The 21,499-nt window shown below is 51.5% G+C and carries 17 protein-coding genes and 4 tRNA genes; 18 read left to right on the top strand and 3 right to left on the bottom strand.

The window, feature by feature from the left end; translation table 11 throughout:
• Window positions 1-86: 86 nt before the first annotated feature.
• The gene (gene gyrA, locus K6V98_RS05440; protein ID WP_306792794.1) at window positions 87-2,801 is read left to right on the top strand and encodes a DNA gyrase subunit A; all 2,715 of its coding nucleotides are present in this window, start codon (window positions 87-89) and stop codon (window positions 2,799-2,801) included.
• Between the two features lie 262 nt (window positions 2,802-3,063).
• Window positions 3,064-4,278, top strand: coding sequence for an iron-containing alcohol dehydrogenase (locus tag K6V98_RS05435; RefSeq protein ID WP_222199506.1), 1,215 nt, complete (start codon window positions 3,064-3,066; stop codon window positions 4,276-4,278).
• A gap of 237 nt (window positions 4,279-4,515) precedes the next feature.
• Here K6V98_RS05435 and K6V98_RS05430 read toward each other — a convergent pair.
• Both K6V98_RS05430 and K6V98_RS05425 read right to left on the bottom strand, forming a co-directional pair.
• Window positions 4,516-4,591, bottom strand: a tRNA-Ala gene (locus K6V98_RS05430).
• 60 nt (window positions 4,592-4,651) lie between these two features.
• Window positions 4,652-4,728: transfer RNA gene (locus K6V98_RS05425), tRNA-Ile, on the bottom strand.
• A 138-nt stretch (window positions 4,729-4,866) separates the two neighbouring features.
• Here K6V98_RS05425 and K6V98_RS05420 point away from each other — a divergent pair.
• The 3 genes from K6V98_RS05420 (at window position 4,867) to typA (ending at window position 7,852) form a co-directional block, all read left to right on the top strand.
• Entirely contained in the window at window positions 4,867-5,385 is a 519-nt protein-coding gene (locus tag K6V98_RS05420; protein ID WP_222199505.1) for a bifunctional nuclease family protein, read from the top strand.
• A 10-nt stretch (window positions 5,386-5,395) separates the two neighbouring features.
• Window positions 5,396-5,845 (top strand): hypothetical protein, encoded by a 450-nt coding sequence (locus tag K6V98_RS05415; RefSeq protein WP_371734528.1) that lies wholly within the window; start codon window positions 5,396-5,398, stop codon window positions 5,843-5,845.
• A gap of 165 nt (window positions 5,846-6,010) precedes the next feature.
• Window positions 6,011-7,852 carry a translational GTPase TypA gene (gene typA / locus K6V98_RS05410; protein ID WP_222199503.1) on the top strand — a complete coding sequence of 614 codons (1,842 nt, stop codon included), beginning with the start codon at window positions 6,011-6,013 and terminating at the stop codon, window positions 7,850-7,852.
• Window positions 7,853-8,009: 157 nt separating this feature from the next.
• Here typA and K6V98_RS05405 read toward each other — a convergent pair whose 3' ends face one another.
• Window positions 8,010-8,864, bottom strand: a complete 855-nt coding sequence (locus K6V98_RS05405) for a trimeric intracellular cation channel family protein (RefSeq protein WP_222199502.1) — start codon at window positions 8,862-8,864, stop codon at window positions 8,010-8,012.
• A gap of 184 nt (window positions 8,865-9,048) precedes the next feature.
• On the opposite strand from K6V98_RS05405, the gene K6V98_RS05400 reads away from it, so the two are divergent.
• From K6V98_RS05400 to K6V98_RS05340, 13 genes are all read left to right on the top strand, one after another.
• Window positions 9,049-9,139 (top strand) — tRNA-Ser (locus K6V98_RS05400).
• 46 nt (window positions 9,140-9,185) lie between these two features.
• A tRNA-Ser gene (locus K6V98_RS05395) sits at window positions 9,186-9,276 on the top strand.
• A 204-nt stretch (window positions 9,277-9,480) separates the two neighbouring features.
• Window positions 9,481-10,710 (top strand): DUF4013 domain-containing protein, encoded by a 1,230-nt coding sequence (locus tag K6V98_RS05390; RefSeq protein WP_222199501.1) that lies wholly within the window; start codon window positions 9,481-9,483, stop codon window positions 10,708-10,710.
• Between the two features lie 333 nt (window positions 10,711-11,043).
• Entirely contained in the window at window positions 11,044-11,340 is a 297-nt protein-coding gene (gene rpsF, locus K6V98_RS05385; protein ID WP_222199500.1) for a 30S ribosomal protein S6, read from the top strand.
• 51 nt (window positions 11,341-11,391) lie between these two features.
• Window positions 11,392-11,871: a single-stranded DNA-binding protein gene (locus tag K6V98_RS05380; protein WP_222199499.1), complete on the top strand. Its 480-nt coding sequence runs from the start codon at window positions 11,392-11,394 to the stop codon at window positions 11,869-11,871.
• Between the two features lie 44 nt (window positions 11,872-11,915).
• A complete protein-coding gene (gene rpsR, locus K6V98_RS05375) occupies window positions 11,916-12,182 on the top strand; it encodes a 30S ribosomal protein S18 (protein ID WP_222199498.1) in 267 nt (88 codons plus the stop codon).
• 14 nt (window positions 12,183-12,196) lie between these two features.
• The gene (rplI, locus tag K6V98_RS05370; protein WP_222199497.1) at window positions 12,197-12,751 is read left to right on the top strand and encodes a 50S ribosomal protein L9; all 555 of its coding nucleotides are present in this window, start codon (window positions 12,197-12,199) and stop codon (window positions 12,749-12,751) included.
• 1,090 nt (window positions 12,752-13,841) lie between these two features.
• A complete protein-coding gene (dnaB, locus tag K6V98_RS05365; RefSeq protein ID WP_222199496.1) occupies window positions 13,842-15,230 on the top strand; it encodes a replicative DNA helicase in 1,389 nt (462 codons plus the stop codon).
• 248 nt (window positions 15,231-15,478) lie between these two features.
• The gene (locus K6V98_RS05360) at window positions 15,479-16,759 is read left to right on the top strand and encodes an adenylosuccinate synthase (protein ID WP_222199495.1); all 1,281 of its coding nucleotides are present in this window, start codon (window positions 15,479-15,481) and stop codon (window positions 16,757-16,759) included.
• A gap of 70 nt (window positions 16,760-16,829) precedes the next feature.
• Entirely contained in the window at window positions 16,830-18,143 is a 1,314-nt protein-coding gene (gene purD, locus K6V98_RS05355) for a phosphoribosylamine--glycine ligase (protein WP_222199494.1), read from the top strand.
• Between the two features lie 68 nt (window positions 18,144-18,211).
• A complete protein-coding gene (locus tag K6V98_RS05350; RefSeq protein ID WP_222199493.1) occupies window positions 18,212-18,847 on the top strand; it encodes an NUDIX domain-containing protein in 636 nt (211 codons plus the stop codon).
• Window positions 18,848-18,897: 50 nt separating this feature from the next.
• Window positions 18,898-19,782, top strand: a complete 885-nt coding sequence (locus K6V98_RS05345) for a hypothetical protein (protein ID WP_222199492.1) — start codon at window positions 18,898-18,900, stop codon at window positions 19,780-19,782.
• A gap of 403 nt (window positions 19,783-20,185) precedes the next feature.
• Entirely contained in the window at window positions 20,186-21,082 is an 897-nt protein-coding gene (locus K6V98_RS05340; protein ID WP_222199491.1) for a pyridoxamine kinase, read from the top strand.
• The last annotated feature ends 417 nt before the right edge of the window (window positions 21,083-21,499 follow it).

The following is a 21,499-nucleotide window of genomic DNA, read 5'->3' as shown; positions in this document are numbered from 1 at the left end:
TATGAGCGATCTGCTAGGAGGATGCAGTGGCAGACGATATCGTCAATGATGGAAATGAGCACAACACCGAGGATACTCATGAGGGTATGCCTGAAGATCTTCGCCGCTTACTTGAGCGAGCGGAGCATGATGAAGATAGTGATGTGTATGATCCAGACGCGCGCGCAGAGGATGAGATTGATCAGGATGAGGAGCTCGAGGAGAGTTTTGGCGAGGTAGATCGTGGTGAGCACGCAGGAGAAGATCTTCACGGTGGTCGCTTACAGGTCTCTGAGTTCGGCCAAGAGATGAAACAAAGCTTCATCGAGTACTCCATGTCGGTTATTACTGCTCGTGCGCTTCCTGATGTTCGAGATGGTTTAAAACCGGTTCATCGCCGCATTTTATATGCCATGAATGAGAGTGGTATCTTCCCTAACCGCGCGCACAAAAAGAGTGCGTGGACGGTTGGTGAAGTAATTGGTAAGTACCACCCACACGGAGACTTGGCTGTCTATGACACGATGGTGCGCCTCGCTCAATGGTTTTCGATGCGCACACCTTTAGTGGATGGTCATGGTAACTTCGGAAATATCGATGGTGACTCTGCGGCTGCCATGCGTTATACCGAAAGCCGCCTTGCTAAGCCTGCCATGGAAATTCTCCGCGATCTTCAAAAAGAAACGGTAGATTGGCAACCAAACTACGACGAGTCGCTCTTGGAGCCTCAGGTTCTACCAGCGCGCTTCCCCAATCTGTTGGTGAATGGTTCCAATGGTATTGCGGTTGGTATGGCAACCAATATGCCGCCGCACAATCTCTCTGAGGCGGTTGAAGCAACCTGCTATTTCATCGACAACCCAGAGGTGAGCGTCGATGAGCTGATGAAGATTATGCCTGGCCCGGACTTTCCAACCGGTGCCCTCATTATGGGTAGAGACGGAATTCGTCAGGCGTATGAGACGGGTCGTGGATCGATTACTATCCGCGCGAAAGCTCATGTTGAGTCAACTAAAACCGGTAAGAACCGCCTCGTGTTCACTGAGGTTCCTTACCAGGTGAATAAGGGCACCTTACAAGAGAAGATTGCTCAACTGGTGAATGAAAAGCGCATTGAAGGTATCTCTGATATGCGCGATGAGTCCACCTCAAAGGGCATTCGTCTGGTGATTGAGCTCAAGAAAGGGATTATCCCTCAGGTTGTTCTCAATAACCTCTATAAGTACACCTCGCTGCAAACGACCTTTGGTGTGAATAACCTTGCCTTGGTCGGAGGCGTACCAAAATGCCTCTCCCTGCCCGAGATTTTGCATCACTATGTGAATCACCAGGTAGATGTTATTACTCGCCGCACACAGTTTGATCTGAAAAAAGCACGCGCACGCGCTCATATTCTGGAAGGATATTTATTAGCCCTCGATCATATCGACGAGGTTATCTCAATCATCCGGTCTTCTCAGACGGACTCAGAAGCATCGAGTCGCCTGCGTGAGCGTTTTGGATTCTCACCGGAGCAGACAACGGCGATTTTAGAGATGAAGCTCCGCCGCCTCACCGGTCTTGAGCGTGACAAGATTGAGGAAGAGCTTGAAGGTCTCCGCCGGGCGATTGCCTACTACGAGGATCTCTTGGCTCATGAAGACAAGATCTTGGCAGTTATTAAGGAAGAGATGCGAGAGATCTCAAAGAAGTTTGGGGATCCGCGTCGTACCGAGATTACGCAAGCCGAGCGCGATTTAGATATTGAAGATCTCATCGCTGATGAGGATATGGTGGTGACGATTACTCACACGGGCTATGTGAAGCGTATTCCTGTTGCTACCTATCGCAGCCAGCGTCGTGGTGGCAAGGGTGTCTCGGGTGCCAACTTAAAAGAAGATGACGTGATCGATGAGATGTTTATCGCGAGCACGCATGAGTTTGTTCTCTTCTTCTCAAATCGTGGCAAGGTATACCGCTTGAAGGTACATGAGCTGCCCATTGGATCTCGCCAGGCGCGCGGTACCGCTATCGTGAACCTACTGCCGTTCAGTGAGGGCGAAAAGATCGCAAGCGTGATCTCCTGCCGCGAGTTTCCAGATACTGATTTCCTGATGTTCTCAACAGCTTCCGGCATGGTGAAAAAGACGGTGATGAGTGCTTATGGTCGCGTGCGCCGCGATGGCATTATTGCCATTAAGCTTCGTGACAACGACCGCTTGCTTGGTGTTCGCCGTGTTCGTGAGAACGATAAGGTCATTCTTGCAAGCTCTGCAGGGAAAGCCATTATGTTTGAAGAGTCTGATGTACGTGCAACCGGGCGAGATACCTCAGGTGTTCGTGGCATGACCTTAAAGGGCAATGCTGAGGTATTAGGTATGGAAATTACCAACGGTCGCGGTGACCTCTTTGTGGTAACTGAGCGCGGCTATGGTAAGCGTACACCGATTGAGGATTACCCCACGCAAGGTAGAGGTGGACAAGGCGTCTATACGATCCAGATGACGGATCGTAAGGGTAATCTTGCTGCTATGAAGGTCATCGGTCCTCAGCATGAGCTGTTCATTATTACGGAGGAAGCAACGGTCATCCGCGTGAAGACCGCTGAGATCTCTCAGACTGGGCGTGCAACACAAGGCGTCAAAATGATGAATGTGTCTGATGGTGACAGTATCGTGGCAGTCGCTCGTATGACGAGTGCAAAGAAAAAGCCTAAGGCAGCAGGGGTCGCTGAAGGTCAACGTGCGCTTGATTTAGATGCCGCAGGAGGAGATGGATCTGATGATGAGCGCGTTGATATTGGCTCAGGTGATGAGGCACTCGAGGATCTGATGGATGAATAAACCAGTGTTTGTGTAACAACATGGTGCAATAGGCACTACCTCTCATATAGGTAATAATCGTCGCCCGCCGTACGCTCATTCTGAGGTGTATGGCGGGCGATTGGTATGTGATATGCAGGTACGCCCGGTGCTATACTTATAGATACACCAAACGTGTTGCGTCATATGTTCGCCGTTGCGCACAGAGGGCTATTACGGGGCCGATTCGGTGCCCCGTTTGTAATTCGAAGGCCATGTGGCCTCGGAGTGGGAGGGAATCGATATGGGACAGTTTACTAACCCACGCGACCTGTTCTTTGGTGAGGGTGCTCGCCATGAGGTCAAGAAGCTCAAAGGTGAGCGTGCCATGATTGTCACCGGTGGTGGCTCCATGCGTCGCGGTGGCTTCTTGCAAGACATTGAGGCTGACTTACAAGAGGTTGGTTTTCAGGTTGAGATTTTTGAGGGCGTTGAGTCTGACCCTTCAGTAGAGACCGTGATGCGTGGCGCAAAGGCTATGCAGGACTTCCAGCCTGACTGGATCATTGGTTTGGGCGGAGGCTCACCGATCGATGCTGCAAAGGCTATGTGGCTCTTCTATGAGTATCCTGATGAGACCTTTGAGCAGGCCGTCGTGCCCTTTAGCTTCCCTGAGCTTCGTCAGAAGGCAAAGTTCTGCGCTATTGCCTCTACCTCTGGTACCGCAACTGAGGTAACGGCCTTCTCTGTTATTACTGACTATGAGAAGGGCATCAAGTACCCGCTCGCAGACTTCAATATCACGCCTGACGTGGCTATTGTTGACCCTGAGCTTACCTATACGATGCCGCAAAAGCTTTGCGCACACACCGGCATGGACGCACTGACTCATGCAATTGAGGCATATGTATCCACTGTCTCCTCAATGTTTACCGACGCCAATGCTCTGCACGCAATTCGTGAGATTGTTGAGTGGCTGCCCCGTTCGTATCAGGGTGATCATGAGGCACGCCGCCACATGCATGAGGCTCAGTGCATTGCAGGCATCGCCTTCTCGTCAGGTTTGCTGGGCATTGTTCACTCTATGGCTCATAAGACCGGTGCTGCCTTTACGGGTGACCACATCATCCATGGTTGCGCAAACGCCATGTATCTTGGCAAGGTTATTCAGTTCAACGCAAAAGATGATCGTGCTCGGAGCCGGTATGCCTATATCGCTCGCGAGGTCTTGCATCTTGATGGCGAGACTGACGAAGAGCTCGTATCCTCTCTGGTACAAAAGATCCGTGAGCTCAATGATGCCCTCAATATCCCGCAGGGTATTAAGAACTACGGTGCTGGTGGCGTGAAGGCTGACGAGTCTGTCATCGACTATGAGGAGTTCAAGTCCAAACTGAGCGACGTGGCAACAAACGCCATTGCAGATGCTTGCACGCTTTCCAATCCGCGCACACCTACGCAGGAGGAAATGGAGCGTCTCTTGGAGTGCGTCTACAACGACCAGGACGTTGACTTCTAAAACAACTGAGTACGCCTGATCGCTCTAGGAAAGAGTAGCGAGCGTACACAATGAGGATACGCTCGCCTTAGATGTGTTGGAGCTGTGGGGGTAAGCCCCGCAGCTCCAATTCGTTTGATGAGCCGTTTTGAGAGGACAGATTAGGGTTATAGGTTGAGTGCGAAGCTAAGAGCGTATTCGCACCCACAACACTCAAAACGATATTCAGATGCATGATGTAGGTGTAAGAAAGAAAAATGGTGGAGGTTAGGGGGATCGAACCCCTGACCTCAGGCTTGCAAAGCCCGCGCTCTCCCAGCTGAGCTAAACCCCCACGGTAATAAACACTCCAGCGGCGACTCGGCTCTCGCTGGAGTGTTTATTGCGAAAGAAGTGGTGGACCTGACAAGATTCGAACTTGTGACCTCCCGGTTATCAGCCGGACGCTCTAACCAACTGAGCTACAGGTCCATCGCTCGATCGATAGTAGCCTAGGTGTTCTCGATTCGTCAACACTTTTTTCTGGGTAGATGAGAAACATGGGTTGAATCACAGAAATCGGGTACGATACCGTCACTCTATGAGACCGGATGGAGCAAGGAGGAGAGCATGATCCGCGTCGATATTGAAACTATTATCATGGCGGACGGCCCTGTGCCATCCGTTGTTATTCTGCGAGAGCGGGGAGACCGTCCAGATCCCACGACGCCCCTTCGCGCCTTATCAATCAGAACAGGTACGGTGGAAGCGGCCTCAATTGGTCGAGGGATTGACCGATCTGCCAGCAAAAGGCCGATCACGCACGATCTGATGACTGAGGTAATTTCTAAATTAGGTGCCAAGCTGGAGCGCGTCGAGATTGACCGGGTCGATGCTCCCATCTTTTATGCCAGCCTTATTATGGTCGACGCAGAACAAGAGCATGGAAGCTCTACTCGTGAACTTCGCATTGATGCGCGCCCAAGTGATGCCTTGGCACTTGCTGTACGTTCTAACACGCCAATCTATGTTGATGATGATGTGATGAATCGTGCAGGAAATATCGTGAGCGGCACTGATAGCAATACTGATGATGAGATTGGTCGCTTCGATGATTTCGTAAAAAACCTCTCTCCAGATGACTTTTAAGGAAGATGGCGTGAAGGATCACAGCGAGAGCACCGATAAGGTTTCGCTAGAGCTTGATACCATGGTGCAAGACATGCTCAACCATATGCTTGATGCGCTTGCAGAAGGCGAGTGGGATGGAGTCATCTTGTGTTATGAGGACGCTCAGGCAAATCGGTATGACGCGACCTTTACCGAAGATGGGCTAGAAGCCTGCCTTAGTGCTGCTGAGCGTATGGTTGTTCATGATGCTGGGAGTACTCCTTCGCAAGGGATCGGAAAGATTGTGCGCTATGCCATTGCCTATGTGGGCATGGTGCAAGATGGCGATACCTATCAAGATGCGATCCTCGTGAGCTTTTACGAGCGTGGGCAAAAGAGTGGATACTCTGCCTACCTTCCCATTGCAAACATTGGTGAGGGTGATCGGTTTGTGTGGGGAGATCCACTCCCAGCTGGCGCTGAAGATCCGCTCATCTAAGTGTGAGATACCAGATAACACCCTGAAAGAATTCCGTGAGAACCGTGGTGGCTCTGTGATGGTCAAGTGAGGGTAGCCTCCTTGTCTTGCATCGAGCGTGCTCGTCGGTATGATTTTCACGTTTGAGTGGCAGACGGCCACCATATTTTGAGTAGAAGGATATGCATGCGCATCGAGAATCTTCGTAATATCGCAATCATCGCTCATGTCGATCATGGGAAAACAACCATGGTTGATAAGCTTTTGCGCGCAACTGATGCATTCCGCGCCAACCAACAGGTGCAGGAGCGAGTACTTGACTCAAATGACCAGGAGCGCGAGCGCGGCATTACAATTCTCGCAAAAAATATTTCAATCGAATACAAGGGCGTCAAGATCAATGTGATTGATACGCCTGGCCACGCCGATTTTGGCGGTGAGGTTGAGCGTGTGTTGCGTATGGCAGACGGTGCCTTACTGTTAGTGGATGCCTTTGAGGGACCTATGCCGCAAACTCGTTTTGTCTTGCGTCACGCCATTGATACTGGCTTAAAGATCATGATTGTGATTAACAAGATTGACCGGCCAGGTGCTGAGCCTGAGCGTGCGTATAACGATTGCTTGGATCTGATGGCTGATCTGGGCGCTACCGACGAGCAGCTTGAGTTTGCAATGGAGCACGTTATTTTCGCCAGCGCGGTGAATGGTTTTGCCCGCCTGCATCCGTCTGATGAGACGATGGATATGTATCCTTTGCTCGATATGATCTTGGATGACATGCCAGCTCCTGATGCAGATCCAGATGCTCCTTTGGCGATGCAATGCGTAACCGTTGATCATTCTAATTTTGTTGGCCGTATTGGTATTGGACGTGTGTGGTCAGGCACGATTCATGCAGGAGACACCCTGCTTGTGGTCAAAAACGATGGCAGTACACAGACAGCACCAGTAAAACAACTCTTCACCTTTGACTATCTAGGCCGCACGGAGTGCAATTCGGTTTCTGCGGGAGATATTGCTGCGGTTGTGGGAATTGAAGGTACGGATATTGGAGATGTGTATACCGATCCTGCATCCCCGGTTGATCTGGATCCTATTGAGATTGATCCACCAACACTTTCTATTGTATTTGAAGCATCAACGTCTCCTTTGGTGGGACGTGAGGGTGATATTGTTGGAGCTCGCCAGCTCAAGGAGCGCTTGTTTGCTGAACGTGAGAACAATGTCACGATGAAGATAGAAGAGTTGGAAGATAAGAGTGGTGTCGAGGTTTCTGGCAGAGGCATCCTTCATCTTTCAGTTTTGATGGAAACCCTTCGTCGTGAAGGTTTTGAGTTTCAGGTTGGCCGCCCTCAGGTACTCATCAAAAAAGATGAACAAGGGCGTACGGTGGAGCCAATCGAGCAGGCAGTTGTTGAGTGTCCCGATGAGTATGCGGGCAAGGTGATTGAAGTATTTGGTAATGCCGGTGGCACAATGACTAATATGGCAACCGGCACAACGGTTACCCACTTGGAGTTTACGATCCCCACACGTGGAATCATGGGACTAAAGAATCGCGTGCTCAATGTCACACATGGTGAGGGCGTCTTTTACCATAACTTTTTAGAGTATGGTCCGTATGCCGGAGATATTGGTGGCCGCAATAATGGTGCCATGATTTCTATGACAACCGAAAAAGCGGTTGCCTATGCCCTAGGTACCCTGCAAGAGCGCGGCTCGCTCTTCGTGTCTCCGGGCACCGAGTGTTATGAGGGCATGCTGGTAGGAGAGCGCAATCAGCCAGGAGATATGGTCGTCAATATTGCCCGTACAAAAAACCTGGGCAACCAGCGCTCATCGACTGCGGATATTTCCGTTCAATTGGTGCCACCTCGTACCTTCTCGCTGGAAGAAGCACTCGAATACATTATTGATGATGAGCTGGTCGAGATTACTCCGAAAACGATTCGGATACGCAAGCGTCTCTTGAATGCAACCGACCGCAAGAAGGCAGCTGCTCGCGCCCTCAATTCCAATCGGGCGTAAGTTTTCCGCTCACTACTGCTGTCGTTACTGTTGTGTGAGGCTTCTGCGTAGCTTGATCTGCATGCAGATATACGGTCTGCGGCTGAGATGTGCCTGAGATATATGGCTGGCTGTGCACGTACGTTACCGAACAGTGAGTGAGGCGTCAGGTAGTTGCCTATTCAGCCTTCGATTTTGCCTGCCCTCGCCGTTTTGAGCGTCGGCGGGCAATTTCTGCTTGAACTCGTTCACGACGCTCATCAAGAGCTTTTTCTGATCGCGGAGGCTGTTCAACACGGGTAATGGGCTCAATGGTTTTTCTGCTACCAATTTGGCGGAGCGGTCGTGTTATGCGGCCAAGATCAGCCTCGGTAGGGCTCAAGATGTTATATCGAAGGGACAGCCAACGCAGCACCATGGTGAGTGCCGTACAAAGAATCAAAGCAGCCATCTTTGGCATACCAACAAGCTCAACTCCACCTACGAAGGTGATCGCCCCAGCAATAGCGGCAATTGCATAGAGATTGCTCTGTCGAAAGATTACAGGAACTCGGTTCAGCAAAACATCGCGGATCATGCCACCGCCCACTGCGGTAAAAAATCCCATCATGACGCAGATGAGTGGTACATGCCCAAATCGCATTGCCTTCTCTGCTCCCATGGCTGCATAGAGGCCAACGGCAAAAATATCCAAAATTGCCAGGCTTTTATCTGATCGCTCCACCAAATCGGGAAACGCAAAGGTAAGTGTGGCGGCACCGATAGCGATAGGAAGCGCTAAGGGTTGACTGATGATATAGACATCGCCTTGCTGCAAAATCATATCGCGCAGCAGGCCTCCGCCTAAACCGCAGGCAATGGCAATACCGACCGTTCCAACATAGTCTAGATCATCTTTTCTCGCACTCATCACGCCTGCCGCTGAAGCGGCGATCACCGCTAGCATCTCGATGGCCACGGGTACCGAGACAGGATCAGCTGAGATATGAGGAAACACCGCAAGCAATGTGGGGAGTGAATGAAAGAGCGCCATTCTCAATAACCTCCAAAGCCTGTTGCCATGAGTGCTCTATACGCACGAATCTATGGTGAAATACGTACTGATGGTAGTTCATATACGGTATGCAAAGTGCTACGACTTGTCGCGATTCGGAATATGTGTAATCCGACCTCTTGCGCACTGCTCCGATTCCGCTAAAATTACCTGTGCACTTCACGGAGAGTTGTCCGAGTGGCCGAAGGAGCACGATTGGAAATCGTGTAGGCGCCAAAAGCGTCTCCAGGGTTCAAATCCCTGACTCTCCGCCAGTATTTCTCGTCATGCTAAAACGCATACATGACGTTCACCCCATGCGGAGGGGTGGCAGAGTGGTTGAATGCGGCGGTCTCGAAAACCGTTTACGGGTGTTCCCCGTACGAGGGTTCGAATCCCTCCTCCTCCGCCAGCTTTTTCATGTTCTCGCACTCATACATCGAAGTATCTCTATATCGAAACGGTTCTGACTCAATCGAGCCAGTCGTATTTGACGATTAACCGTATCTGATCAGGATTTATAACTCGTCTAATGAGCTGGAGTTTACTGAGTGCTGAATTGTTTCTTACGTTTTATAAATATAATTAAGAAATGTAATGTATGAGAGGAGCACCTATGCAAGCGCAGAATCCAAGCTTTATGAGCTCTTGGAAGTCACTGACGCGGGATAAAGGTTGGATTAAGCCCGTACTAATACTTGCCGTATTATCATGGATTCCTATCTTTGGATCGATCGTATTTTTAGGCTTTGCAAATGAGTGGGCTCGTCTGAGTGCCTGGGGTGTAAATTCTGCACCTAAGCAGTCTGGTGTTGATCGGAACAAGATTCTTACTACCGGAGTCCGCGTATTTTTGGTTCGCCTCAGCATGGGTTGTGCGCTTGCCATCATTCAAAGCATTCTCTTATTTCATTCTTTTGACTGGCTGAGCTTGGCATATGGGAATACTGATCTTCTTCCCTTAGCGTTTGCAAGCAAAGGCTTGTCTTACGCTATTGTTGCGGTCGTGTTCAACTCACTGATTTCTGTGGTCATCATGGCCGCCTCGCTGCGCGCGGTTCTGTATGACCGATTTCAGGCCGGTTGGCGTCTCGATCGTATCTTTGAAATGATTTCTCGCGATGTTCGGGGATTTTTTAAGACCTATTTAGTTGCGGTGATTGCAGGCGTGATTGCTGCTGTATTCGCAGCCTTTGTGAGTTTTCTCGCGATCATTGCGTTCTCACTGTTCTTGATGAACAGCCTATCTGCTGCCTTTATTGTGCAGTCTGCTGAGTTGAGTAGCAGCGAGTTTATCTCTCTTTTAAGCCGTGAACTTCTTACATCAGGGGGAGGTGCGGTGATGGGATTAGTTGTATTGGGCATCGTAGTGCTCTTTATTGGGGCTGTCTTAAATACCGCGCTGAACTTGGTGACGGTACATGCTGTGGGACAGTGGTTTTCTCGCTTTGATGTAGAGCATTGGGGTAAATCGGAAGATCCACTGCCAGCAGGTGTGCCAGTGCAGGTCCAGCAGGCATCTACAGCTCCTACTGAGCCAGCTCAACCTGTGACCCCTGTTGCGCCCACTGTCTCAAAGCCTACAGAAGATGTAAATGTAGCAAACGTAGCCTCTTCTGCAACACCTACTACCAATGAGCAAGCAACAACCGTGCTTGCGCCAGAAGCTGCCGGAGATGCTCAGCAACAAGATGGTGTTGAGAAAGCTGAGGAAACCGAGGGATCTCAGGAGCTTGATGGCGACGCTCAGACGGAGCACATCGTGAGCCCAGCGAGCTCGCTGCCGCTACCTCAGAACGATAATGAGTCTTCTCAATCCTGTGGAGATGTTTCGGAAAAAGAGTAGCTAATCCGATGCTCACGCCTCGCACGCCTGCCTGTGAGCTGTGGTGTTAAAACACCGTGAGACTACCGTGAGAACATGCATAGGCTCTACAGGTTATCTGTAAGTTCTTGCAGGTAAGATGGCTGATGTGGTATGGAAGAGAGCGTGTGAGAGCGCGCATAAGCACCTCGCTTGCAGAAGCTATGTGTACATAGGCTGAGCACATGGGCGCTTTGATGAAAGAACAGCTCATATGCTTGCAGGCAGCAGGGTAGCCGTCTATACTGTCCTGCGTCTTCCTGCTCCAGGCGCACCTTCACGACCTGGAGCCTTATGCCCAGAGGAGGTGACACTATGAAGGCTTATGAACTGCTGTTCTTCGTTGACCCGTCCCTGGATCCCGAGACTCGTCTCGCGGTCATGAAGCGTATCGATACCACGATCACTGAGGGTAACGGTAAGGTCGACAATGTTGACGAGTGGGGCAAGCGCCGTCTCGCCTACGAGATCAACAAGCTCACCGAAGGTGATTACACCCTCATTAACTTCCATGCCGATTCCTCTACGATCGCTGAGCTCGATCGCGTTCTCCGTATTACCGATGCGGTTGTACGGCACATGATCGTCCGTCGTGAGAATGTAGCGGAGTAAATACATGGAAGTGGGCGCGTACGCGCTTTGATTGAGAGGCAGTGAAACAAGATGAGCATCAACCGAGTTGTCATATCTGGAAATCTCACCCGCGATCCTGAGATGCGCGCCACATCTGGTGGTACGCAAGTCATGTCGTTTGGCGTTGCCGTGAATGATCGTCGGCGCAATCAGCAGACCGGCGAGTGGGAGGACTATCCCAATTTTGTGGATTGCACCATGTTTGGCACCCGCGCTGAGGCTGTTTCTCGCTACCTCTCCAAGGGCGCGAAGGTAGCAATCGAAGGGAAGCTGCGTTACAGCTCCTGGGAGCGTGATGGTCAACGCAGAAGTAAACTTGAGGTCGTTGTAGACGAGATCGAGTTTCTTTCTCGCAACCAGCAAGGTGGCCAAGGAGGGTATGCTCCGCAGGGCAACTATGTTCAGCAGCAAAACTCCTATACCAATCAGGCTCCTTCCGCTCCTGCACCCGCTGCGCCTGTACAGACCCCACCTACGGTTGAGGTCTATGATGAGGATATCCCGTTCTAGCCTAACGGCGCGGGGTGTCCGAGGTACATGAAAGGTATGTAGACATGGCTAATGATTACGCAACACGTCAGCCGCGTCGCAAGTACTGCCAATTCTGCAAGGAGAACACTGAGTTTATCGACTATAAGGATACTCAGCTTCTGCGCAAATATATGACTGATCGCGGCAAGATCAAGCCGCGTCGCGTCACTGGCGCTTGCACACAGCATCAGCATGACATCGCGAACGCCATTAAGCGCGCTCGTGAGATGGCACTGCTTCCGTACACCGTCCCCGTGGTTTCCTCCCGTGGTAACCGCAATCGCGACTAGGGAAGGAGGCAGCTATGAAAGTCGTTCTTCTTGACGAGATCAAGGGCAAGGGCGGCGAGGGTGACGTCATCGATGTTGCCCAGGGATACGCCGAGAACTACCTGATCCCCAAAAAGCTTGCCGTTGCCGCTACAAAAGGTAACCTAAAGCAGCTTGAGCAGCGTCGCCGCAACATCGCAAAGCGCGAGGAGGTTCGTATCTCCAACGCCAACACGATGCAGGAGGCACTGTCTGGCAAGTCTGTAAGCGTTGACGTTAAGGTCGGCGAAGAGGGTGTGCTTTTTGGTTCAGTGACTGCTCAGATGATCGCTGATGCCATCAAGGCTCAGCTTGGGGTTGAGGTTGACCGTAAGCGCGTTGAGCTGGGTCGCCCTATTAAGCTCGCTGGCGTGTATCCGGTTGAGATCTCGCTGTATCGCGAGATTCGCGCTGAGGTAACTGTGCTCGTGGGTGCTCCTGAAAAGGATCAGGATGAGGAGGCTTCTGAGGAAGCTGAGGCATCTGAAGAGGCAACCGATATGCCCGCTGAGGCAGCTACCGAAGAGGTAGAGGCTCCCGCCGCTGAGTAAGCGCTTGCTGATATACACTCACAGAGGTGGAGGTGAAAGGATCCAGGTGCTGAGCATCTGGATCCTTTCCTTATGAAGCAAAGTCTGTCTCTTTGCTTTGGCGTGTATGCAGCATCATGCCAGTATGGTTGTAAGTCCAATCTCACCGAAAGAGGGCAAACTCATACACCCTCATACGTATACAGTCACTTCATTCCGTGTATCCGTTTTATTGTTGCTGCCTTGGGTACGGCCACATAATTTCGCTGAGTCATCGTATTGTGGTCACCTTGGGCACAGCACACTGGCTTAATGGTGACATGACACGCGCTTGATTCAACCAAAGTATGCTCTGCGCGATTCTGCTTGACTTTTAGATGGTGATAGATTTCCACAGGTAGAAACCGTAAGAAGTGGAATAGTGGCTACAGAGCACGCAACCCTCATAATTCCTAACACCAACGCTCTGACCATAGGAAAGACGAAACGCGATGAGTTTCAAGGAATACTTGAATACGTTTACCAGCTGTTTCACGAAATACACATATACCTGTATCATCCAGCATTGCTACCTGTCGGTGTAAAAAGAAGCGTCTCAGGCCTAACGATGAGCCTGTGGAAAACTTTTCCTCCAGCAGAGATCTCCTGTGGAAAGTGTTGATAAGTATCATTTCCCCCGCTCGTTTGCGGCAAGCTTATCCCCAGTGCTCTGTGGAAGATGAAGTCAGTAAACTGTTTTGAAAACATTTTGACCGCTTTGTTATAGGGCACATACGTGGCACGCCGATGCACCAGCTCTGTGAAAACCTGCATCCACCGAGCCGCCTCGGAGTGCGTGACTTGCGTAACAACGCAACCCTTCCTACCATGGAAACCCTTTCTCGCTCCGTGCCGAAAAGGCTGCAGGCGTAATCTCTGCTTGTTTAGCTTTGAGTGTGTGGGCAAGAATGGAAGCAGTGAGAAAGATGTTTACTCTTGTGGTAGGTGTGACGGGCATATAAGAGTGCGGCTCAAGACACACGGCAGATGCACAAGTGAGCATCAAAGGTCGTAAGCTCAGGCTCGAGTGAGCCAGAGTTTTAACATGCAGGTAGACACGCGGGGGTCTCGTATGGATGCAGCAGAATACGCATGGGCACCTTCAGGCGTTGCTGAGCGCGGTGCTCGCTTGCAACCTCCCCATAACCTTGAGGCGGAAGCCACCGTGCTTGCAGCCATGCTCTTGGCACATGAGGTCGTCGAAGAGGCCTTGGTTGAGCTTATGCCCGATGACTTTTATCGTCCGGCAAATCGCACGCTCTTCTCTGCGATGCATGATATGTATGAGCGGAACCTTCCGATCGATTCAATTAGCCTGATCGACTACCTTACCTCGATCGATAAGTTAGCTGCAGTGGGTGGCGAGGCGTATATCCTCGAGCTGATTGGGAATACGCTCGCCCTTGTAAACTGGCAACACCACACCGGAATCATTCGCCGCGATGCCATGCTGCGCGAGATCATCGGTGCGACCAATCAAATCAATGCCCTTGCATACGATGCTCCAACCGATACCAAAGAGGTTATTGAGCGTGCTGAGAGCATGCTGCTGTCTGTTACCGCGCGTGAGGTAAAAAGCTCATATAAGCCTCTGCAAGAGTTTATGATCGAGGCATATCAAGAGGCAGAAGAAGTAGCAAATGCAGGGGGAGAAATCCAAGGCGTGCCTACGGGATATCCGAGCCTTGATCGTATGCTCATGGGTCTTCGTGAGGGACAGCTGGTCATTATTGGTGCTCGCCCAGCTGTTGGTAAAACCTCATTCGCCTTAAACCTCGCGCTCAATGCTGCTGCAGAAGGATATACCGTTGGATTCTTCTCGCTTGAGATGAGTGGAAAAGAAATCGCACAACGCTTTATCTGCGCACACGCTCAGGTTAATATGTCCAACTTTAGAACCGGGCGCATTTCACCCCAGGAGTGGGCAAATATTAATGAAGCAACCGAAGAGCTCTCAAAACTCGATATTTTGATTGATGATACGCCGGGTACGACCGTGACCGAGATTCGTGCAAAAGCGAGGCGTATGTTGCACAACCGCGAGAAATCGATCGTGATCCTAGACTATTTGCAGCTTGTGAGCCCTCCGGCAGGCAGACGCGCTGAGAGCCGTGCCGTTGAGGTATCGGAGATGTCTCGCGCCTTAAAAATCATGGCCAAAGAGCTTGGGGTACCCGTCGTTTCGCTCTCCCAGCTTTCCCGTCAGGTAGAGAGCCGAACCGGTAAACGTCCACAACTTTCTGACCTGCGCGAATCGGGATCTATCGAGCAAGATGCAGACATTGTTATGTTCTTGGATCGTTCGAGCTCTGAGCAAGAAGCCGCTCGAGACGATCGACCTGATGAAGGAATTACGCGCGTTATTTTGGCCAAGAACCGTTCAGGCCCGATTGGCGATGTTGATCTGGTCTTTATGCCAGCCTCAACCAAGTTCTTTGAGCTGAGCGACCGAGAAGTGTAGTAGTGTCGCCGCGATTCGTACTGTATGAAGTGCGAGCGCTGCACCGTATGCGCCAGACGCTACCCTCACCAAAGCTGGAGAATTGTGAACGCTCGCCCCTTGATATGTGCGAGGAGCCAAATTAAGCCCACTCGCGCATCTTGCCTCTATAATAGGTATGCCAAAGCGCGGCCGGTAAGTGCCTTGGATCAGATCTTTTGGGTATCTACGTAAAGGTCTGAGTGCGAGCTAACGATCAAGGAGATGGCATGGGATCAACGGTGCTGGTTGGAACCCAGTGGGGAGACGAGGGCAAAGGGAAAATCTGTGACCTCATCGCACCTGGGTTTGATGCCGTCGTGCGCTATCAAGGCGGTAATAATGCGGGGCATACCATCGTAGTAGGCGAGCGTAAGTATGGCTTGCACCAAATTCCATCAGGCATTATGTATCCTGACTGCCTCTCAGTTATTGGTAATGGATGCGTCGTAAATCCCAAAGTTTTGCTTGAAGAGATTGCCATGTTTGAGCATGATGGCATCTCAACTGCAAATCTTAAGGTTTCAGGTAACGCGCATATCATCATGCCGTACCATATCGCGCTCGATGGTGCCTTTGAGCACCGGCTTGGTGAGAAACTGATTGGTACTACCAAACGCGGAATTGGACCGTGCTATCAGCATAAAATGGATCGCATTGGTCTGCGTATGCAAGACATGCTCGATGAACAGCGCTTTCGCGAGAAGCTTGAGCTAGCTTTAATTAAGGTAAATCCCGAGCTTGAGTATATTTATCAGCTCCCAACCTATACGGTTCAAGAAATTTGTGATGAGTACCTGCCGTATGCAGAGCAGCTGCGTTCGTATATTGCAGAGACGGGCATGATCTTAAACGACCTAGCAGAGTCTGGTGGGAGCATCCTGTTTGAGGGGGCTCAAGCAACGCTGCTCGATATTGATCATGGTACCTATCCGTTTGTAACTTCGTCCAATTGCACGGCAGGTGGAGCGGTTACCGGTTCAGGCGTTGGTATGGGTCATATTGATCGCATTTTAGGAATCATGAAGGCTTATATCACACGCGTTGGCTCAGGTCCTATGCCAACCGAGCTTGACTATGATTCCGATCCAGCAGGACACACCCTCACCGAAGAAGGTGGAGAGTACGGTGTTACCACTGGTCGCCGCCGGCGCTGCGGGTGGTTTGATGGCGTCATCGCAAACTATGCTGCCCGAGTAAATGGCTTGACCGATATTGCCCTCACCAAGCTCGATGTCCTCTCTGTTTTTGACACGATCAAGGTCTGCATTGCCTATGAGTGTGAGGGTATTCGCTATACCTGCGTTCCCGAGCATCAGGATCGCTTTGATAAAGCGGTGCCCATCTACCAGGAAGTACCTGGTTGGAAGTGTGATATCACGGGATGCAAGAGCTTTAATGAGCTTCCTGAAGAGGCTCGTTCCTATGTGGGCTTGATTGAGGAACTGGCGCATACTCCCGTTTCGTATGTCTCGGTAGGTCCTGCCCGCGAGCAGACCATTATTCGCTAAATCTGTCCGAGTCTCGCTGCCTACGGCGGAGAGGCTCGCCGGCTTTTATCCTGACCTGCAAGGAGTGATCATGAGCGCCACCGAGCAAACCAGCGACCCCATCGATATTCTCATTGTTGGAAGCGGAGGAAGAGAGCATGCCTTAGCGCTTGCACTTGCTGCGAGCCCACGCTGTGGCTCTCTCTATATTGCTCCGGGCAATGGTGGTACCGCTGAGGTGGGAGAAAACGTTGCGCTGAATGCGGAAGACCCTGAGCAGGTGGCTGCATTTGCGCGGGAGACCGGCTGTGGTTTGGTAGTCATCGGCCCTGAGGCCCCTCTTGTTGCTGGCGTGGCAGATGCGGTGCGAAACGAAGGCATTCCGTGTTTTGGTCCAGGTGCTGCTGGTGCTCAAATCGAGGGCTCAAAGCGCTTTTCAAAGCAGATGATGGATCGGGCAGAGGTTCCTACTGCTGCCTGGGCTTCATTTACCGATGAGGATCAAGCTCTTGCGTATGTGCGCGAGCATGCTCATCCGGTGGTAGTCAAAGCCGATGGTCTCGCTGCTGGCAAAGGTGTGATCATTGCTGACCATACCAAAGAGGCGGAAGAGGCCATTCACTCATGTTTCTCGGGTGCTTTTGGAAGTGCTGGAACAACGGTTGTGATTGAAGAGATGCTCACCGGTCCTGAGTGCTCGCTTTTGGCATTTATAGATGGAAAGAGCATGTATCCGATGCTCACCTCTCAAGACCATAAGCGTGCGCTTGAAGGTGATGAGGGTTTGAACACCGGTGGTATGGGTGCCTATAGCCCTGTTCCGATTGTGACAGACGCTGAGTATGAAGCCATGGTTGATGCGATGGAGCGTACGGTTGCAGCCATGGCAGATGAGGGCATTGATTATCGAGGCTGCTTGTACGGGGGCTTTATGCTCACTCCTCAAGGACCTCAAGTGCTCGAGTTTAATGCACGCTTTGGAGACCCAGAGACGCAAGTGGTACTACCGCTCTTAAAAACCGATCTCGTAGATGTGATGCTTGCCGTTGCTGATCAGCGCTTACACGAGATTGAGCTTTCTTGGGACGAGGGGTCTGCACTGACCGTGGTGTTAACGAGTGCGGGCTACCCTGGGTCGTATGAGTGTGGCAAGCGTATCTCAGGCATTGATAAGGCATCGTTGCTTCCGGGGATAACGGTATATCAGGCAGGAACTGCCCTGACGGATGAGGGTGATCTCATTACATCCGGCGGGCGTGTGTTGGCAGTTACCGCTGTTGCTTCAAGCCTTGAGGCAGCGCGGGAGAGGGCGTATGAAGCCTGTGATCTCATTGGTTTTGAGGGAAAGACTCTGCGCCGCGATATTGGTGTTCGCGCCTTAGCTGGCCGATCTGCCTGGGCATAGGTAGCAGCTGAGAAGCAGCTTAGTTTGCTGATACGTGTGGTTATGAGGGGACGAGCAAGGAGACTGGCATGGAGACGCCCAGAGATGCAAAGATCGTCGACGAAGAGAGTGAGGCTCATACCGAAGAGGTAGGCCTCGTGCTTGGGGATGAGGATCCTGAGGATGCTGCCCTGCATGAAACAATTTTAGACGAGGAGCCATCCTGGAAAGGGAGAATCCTCGATGTACGCACCGTGAAGGTTGAGCTACCAAATGGCCGCATCACCACCCGCGATGTCGTGCGCCACCCAGGTGCGGCGGCGGTCGTTGCGCTCACAGAGACAGGAAAGATTGCCCTGGTGCGCCAATATCGCACAGCAATTGATCGGGTAACGGTTGAGATTCCAGCAGGTAAGCTTGATCCTGGCGAGGATCCTGAGGTATGTGCCGCGCGTGAGTTGCATGAAGAAACCGGTTTTCGAGCAGGCAAGATGCGTCATCTCACCAGCATTCTTACTACCTGCGGTTTTTGTGACGAGATCATCCACATCTTTATGGCAACAAACCTTACCTTTGATGGTGCCACGCCTGATGAGGATGAGTTTGTAAACGTGGATCTCGTGCCTTTAACCGAGCTCATCGATGCGGTGCTTGATGGCAAGATTGAAGATGCAAAAACCGTGGTAGGTGCCCTTGCCTGTGACGCAATTGCTCATCGCCTCTAATTAGGCAGGCAATTGAACAAGGGAGTTTCGTGTGTGTTGTGGGAGGTATGGTGGCTAAAACATCGAAGCTTAGCGATGAGGAAGTCATCGAGCTCTTCTCTCAACTTGATGAGACGGGTGTGGTTAACCCGCAGGTAGATGGTGCGGCCAAAGCCGGTAGTTTGCCGCAGGTTGATCCGCTTTCAATGGCAGATCCTTCCGGATCGCGCACAGGTGAGGCAATCTCTCGTACCGCACTTGTGGTAATTATCGCAGCTATTTTGCTCATTGTTGGTTTGCAGGTGGGCTATGGTGTGAGCCGCCGGTTAAATACCGCCAATTTGTCTGCCAGTGCCACTACCGACTCGGTACGCCATGCCCTTGAAAGCGGTGTGGAATGGGGAAATGGATTTACCCAGTTTCCAGAGACCTTTGAAGTTAACGAAGCAAATGAGAAAACGGGTGCGGTAGAGGTTTCGGTCACCGATACCCGTTCGCACAATGAGCTTGAGCTGCTCTCAAACTCACAGATTCAAGCAGCAGCTCTTGCTACCAATGCGTTGCTCAATGACAAGATTAATCGGGTTACCTATCGCGTGTTTGCCTACGTACATGAGGATGGAAGCTATCAAACCGATCAGTTCTTTGGTTTTCTGAAAGCGAAGGGGCAGCGTCGTCCCATTCTTACCTTTATCTGGACAAAAGAACGCGCTGCATTTACGGGCGATATTAATTGGCAGCTGAAGATCATTGGTATGGATGACAAGACTGCCCTTCGGATTCAAAAGCAGGTGAACGCGGTGAGCTCGCTGATTGAATACAAGGGTATCTCCCAGCGCAAGCTTGACAAAGAGTTCGATGAGGTTCGCCGTGAGCATCTCCTGCATGGATCAGAGATCTTCTGGGGAGGAGCGCCAGAGAAAAAGCCCGATAAGAAATGGGCAGAGCGGCGCTAGAGAGCTGTGTTAAGAGATGAGCTGTCGAGCAGCGGCAGGAAGCTGCGCGCAGAGCACCGCAGGCGAAATGCGTTCAAGGAAAGTTCAGAGCTGCGTTCGGAAGAAGTGCTCAGATACGAGAGCTAGAGAAAATCTCAGAGCCAGGCTAGGAAGAAGCGCTCGAGAAAAGCGCCAAGCGCAGCTCCAGTCAGCAGTGTCAAAGCCGCGCTAGAGATGAGCTAGGAGGAAGTGCTCAGAACCACCAGCCCAGAGCCGCACGCTCAGAGCCTCACCTCAACCCACCAGAGCAGAGCCGCATCTAAAGAAATGTAACAGATCAAAACACAGTGCCCGCTCATGCTGATCGTGCTATCCTGAACGCTCGTACGCAGGTCCATAAGTCCGCGGATGAAAGAAGGAATCCATGACCAGCCGAATTGCAGGCGGCGATTCTGCCGTCCTCTACCACCGACGTGGGACGTATATCCCGCGCGTTGCCGCTGTACACGATATGTGCGGCTACGGGAAATGTTCGCTCACGGTGGCAATACCTGTGCTCTCTGCAGCAGGTATCGATGTATGCCCGGTGCCAACAGCACTTTTTAGTGCGCATACCAAGTTCCCTACCTTTTATATGCATGATACGACCGAGATTTTGTCGGACTATCTTGATGCATGGAGAAAAGAACAGGTAGATCTTGATGGCGTGTACTCAGGGTTTTTAGGTTCGGCTGAGCAGGTAGGAATCATTCGTCGTCTCTATACGGAGTACCCCCACGCTCTTCGCATTGTGGATCCCGTAATGGGAGACGCTGGAGAGATCTACCCCACCTATACCGATGAGATGTGTGAGGCAATGCGGAGCCTGGTTGCAGGTGCTGATATCCTGACTCCAAATCTCACGGAAGCCTCAATCCTTACTGGTCTTGCGTATGAAGGCCAAGATATTTCGTCTGAACAAGTACGTCGTATCACCGATGCTCTGCTTGATATGGGCGCTGGTGCTGTGGTGCTAAAAGGTATTATTCGAGGCGATGAGTCGATCATTCGTAACTACCTTGCATGTGCTGACCGCGATGGCGGAAAGCCTGTTGAGGTTGCTGGCGAGTTATTGCCGTATATGCTCCATGGAACGGGAGACTTATTTGCAAGCGCGCTTTGCGCTGCCGTCTTTGCTGGTCATAGCCTTGATGAAGGCGTGGCATTTGCAGGAGAGCTGGTGCGTGAAGCGATGCAAGTTACCCGTGACCAGCCTGAGTATGAGATGCGCGGTGTGAGCTTTGAGACAACCCTTGGAAAGGTTGCAGCACTGCTGAGCTAAGGTAGAGAGAGCCTTTGATTTACCTGCCTGGGGAGCTGTCTTCTGATTTCCCTACTGGGAGAGACTGCAGCATTGCTGAGCTCGGGGAAAGTTCCTTTTGAGTTCCCTCTGGGAAAGGTTGCGACACCGCTAAGGTAGGGGAGCTGCCTCCTGATTTCCTTACTGGGAGAGGCTGCAGTACCGTTGAAGTAGGGCGAGCTGTTTTTTGATTTCCCCATCACGTTTGTTTATATGAGCGCAAGCGTACCCGCGTGGCAAGCCGAGAGAAATGGTTTTGCGGGTGCGCTTGCATTTCTGTGTGCGTGATCGTGCCTGCGCGGCTGGTACGTTTACGCACGCCTAAGTTTATGCCACACGTGGAGCTGCGTGTGTGCACTACTCGCACACGCGTGCGTGTCTGCTAGTGCGTTGGGCTGC

The organism is Collinsella ureilytica (assembly GCF_019795105.1).
GTDB lineage: Bacteria > Actinomycetota > Coriobacteriia > Coriobacteriales > Coriobacteriaceae > Collinsella > Collinsella ureilytica.
The sequence above is the reverse complement of the archived record's forward strand: the minus strand, read 5'-3'. Positions and strand labels throughout refer to the sequence as shown.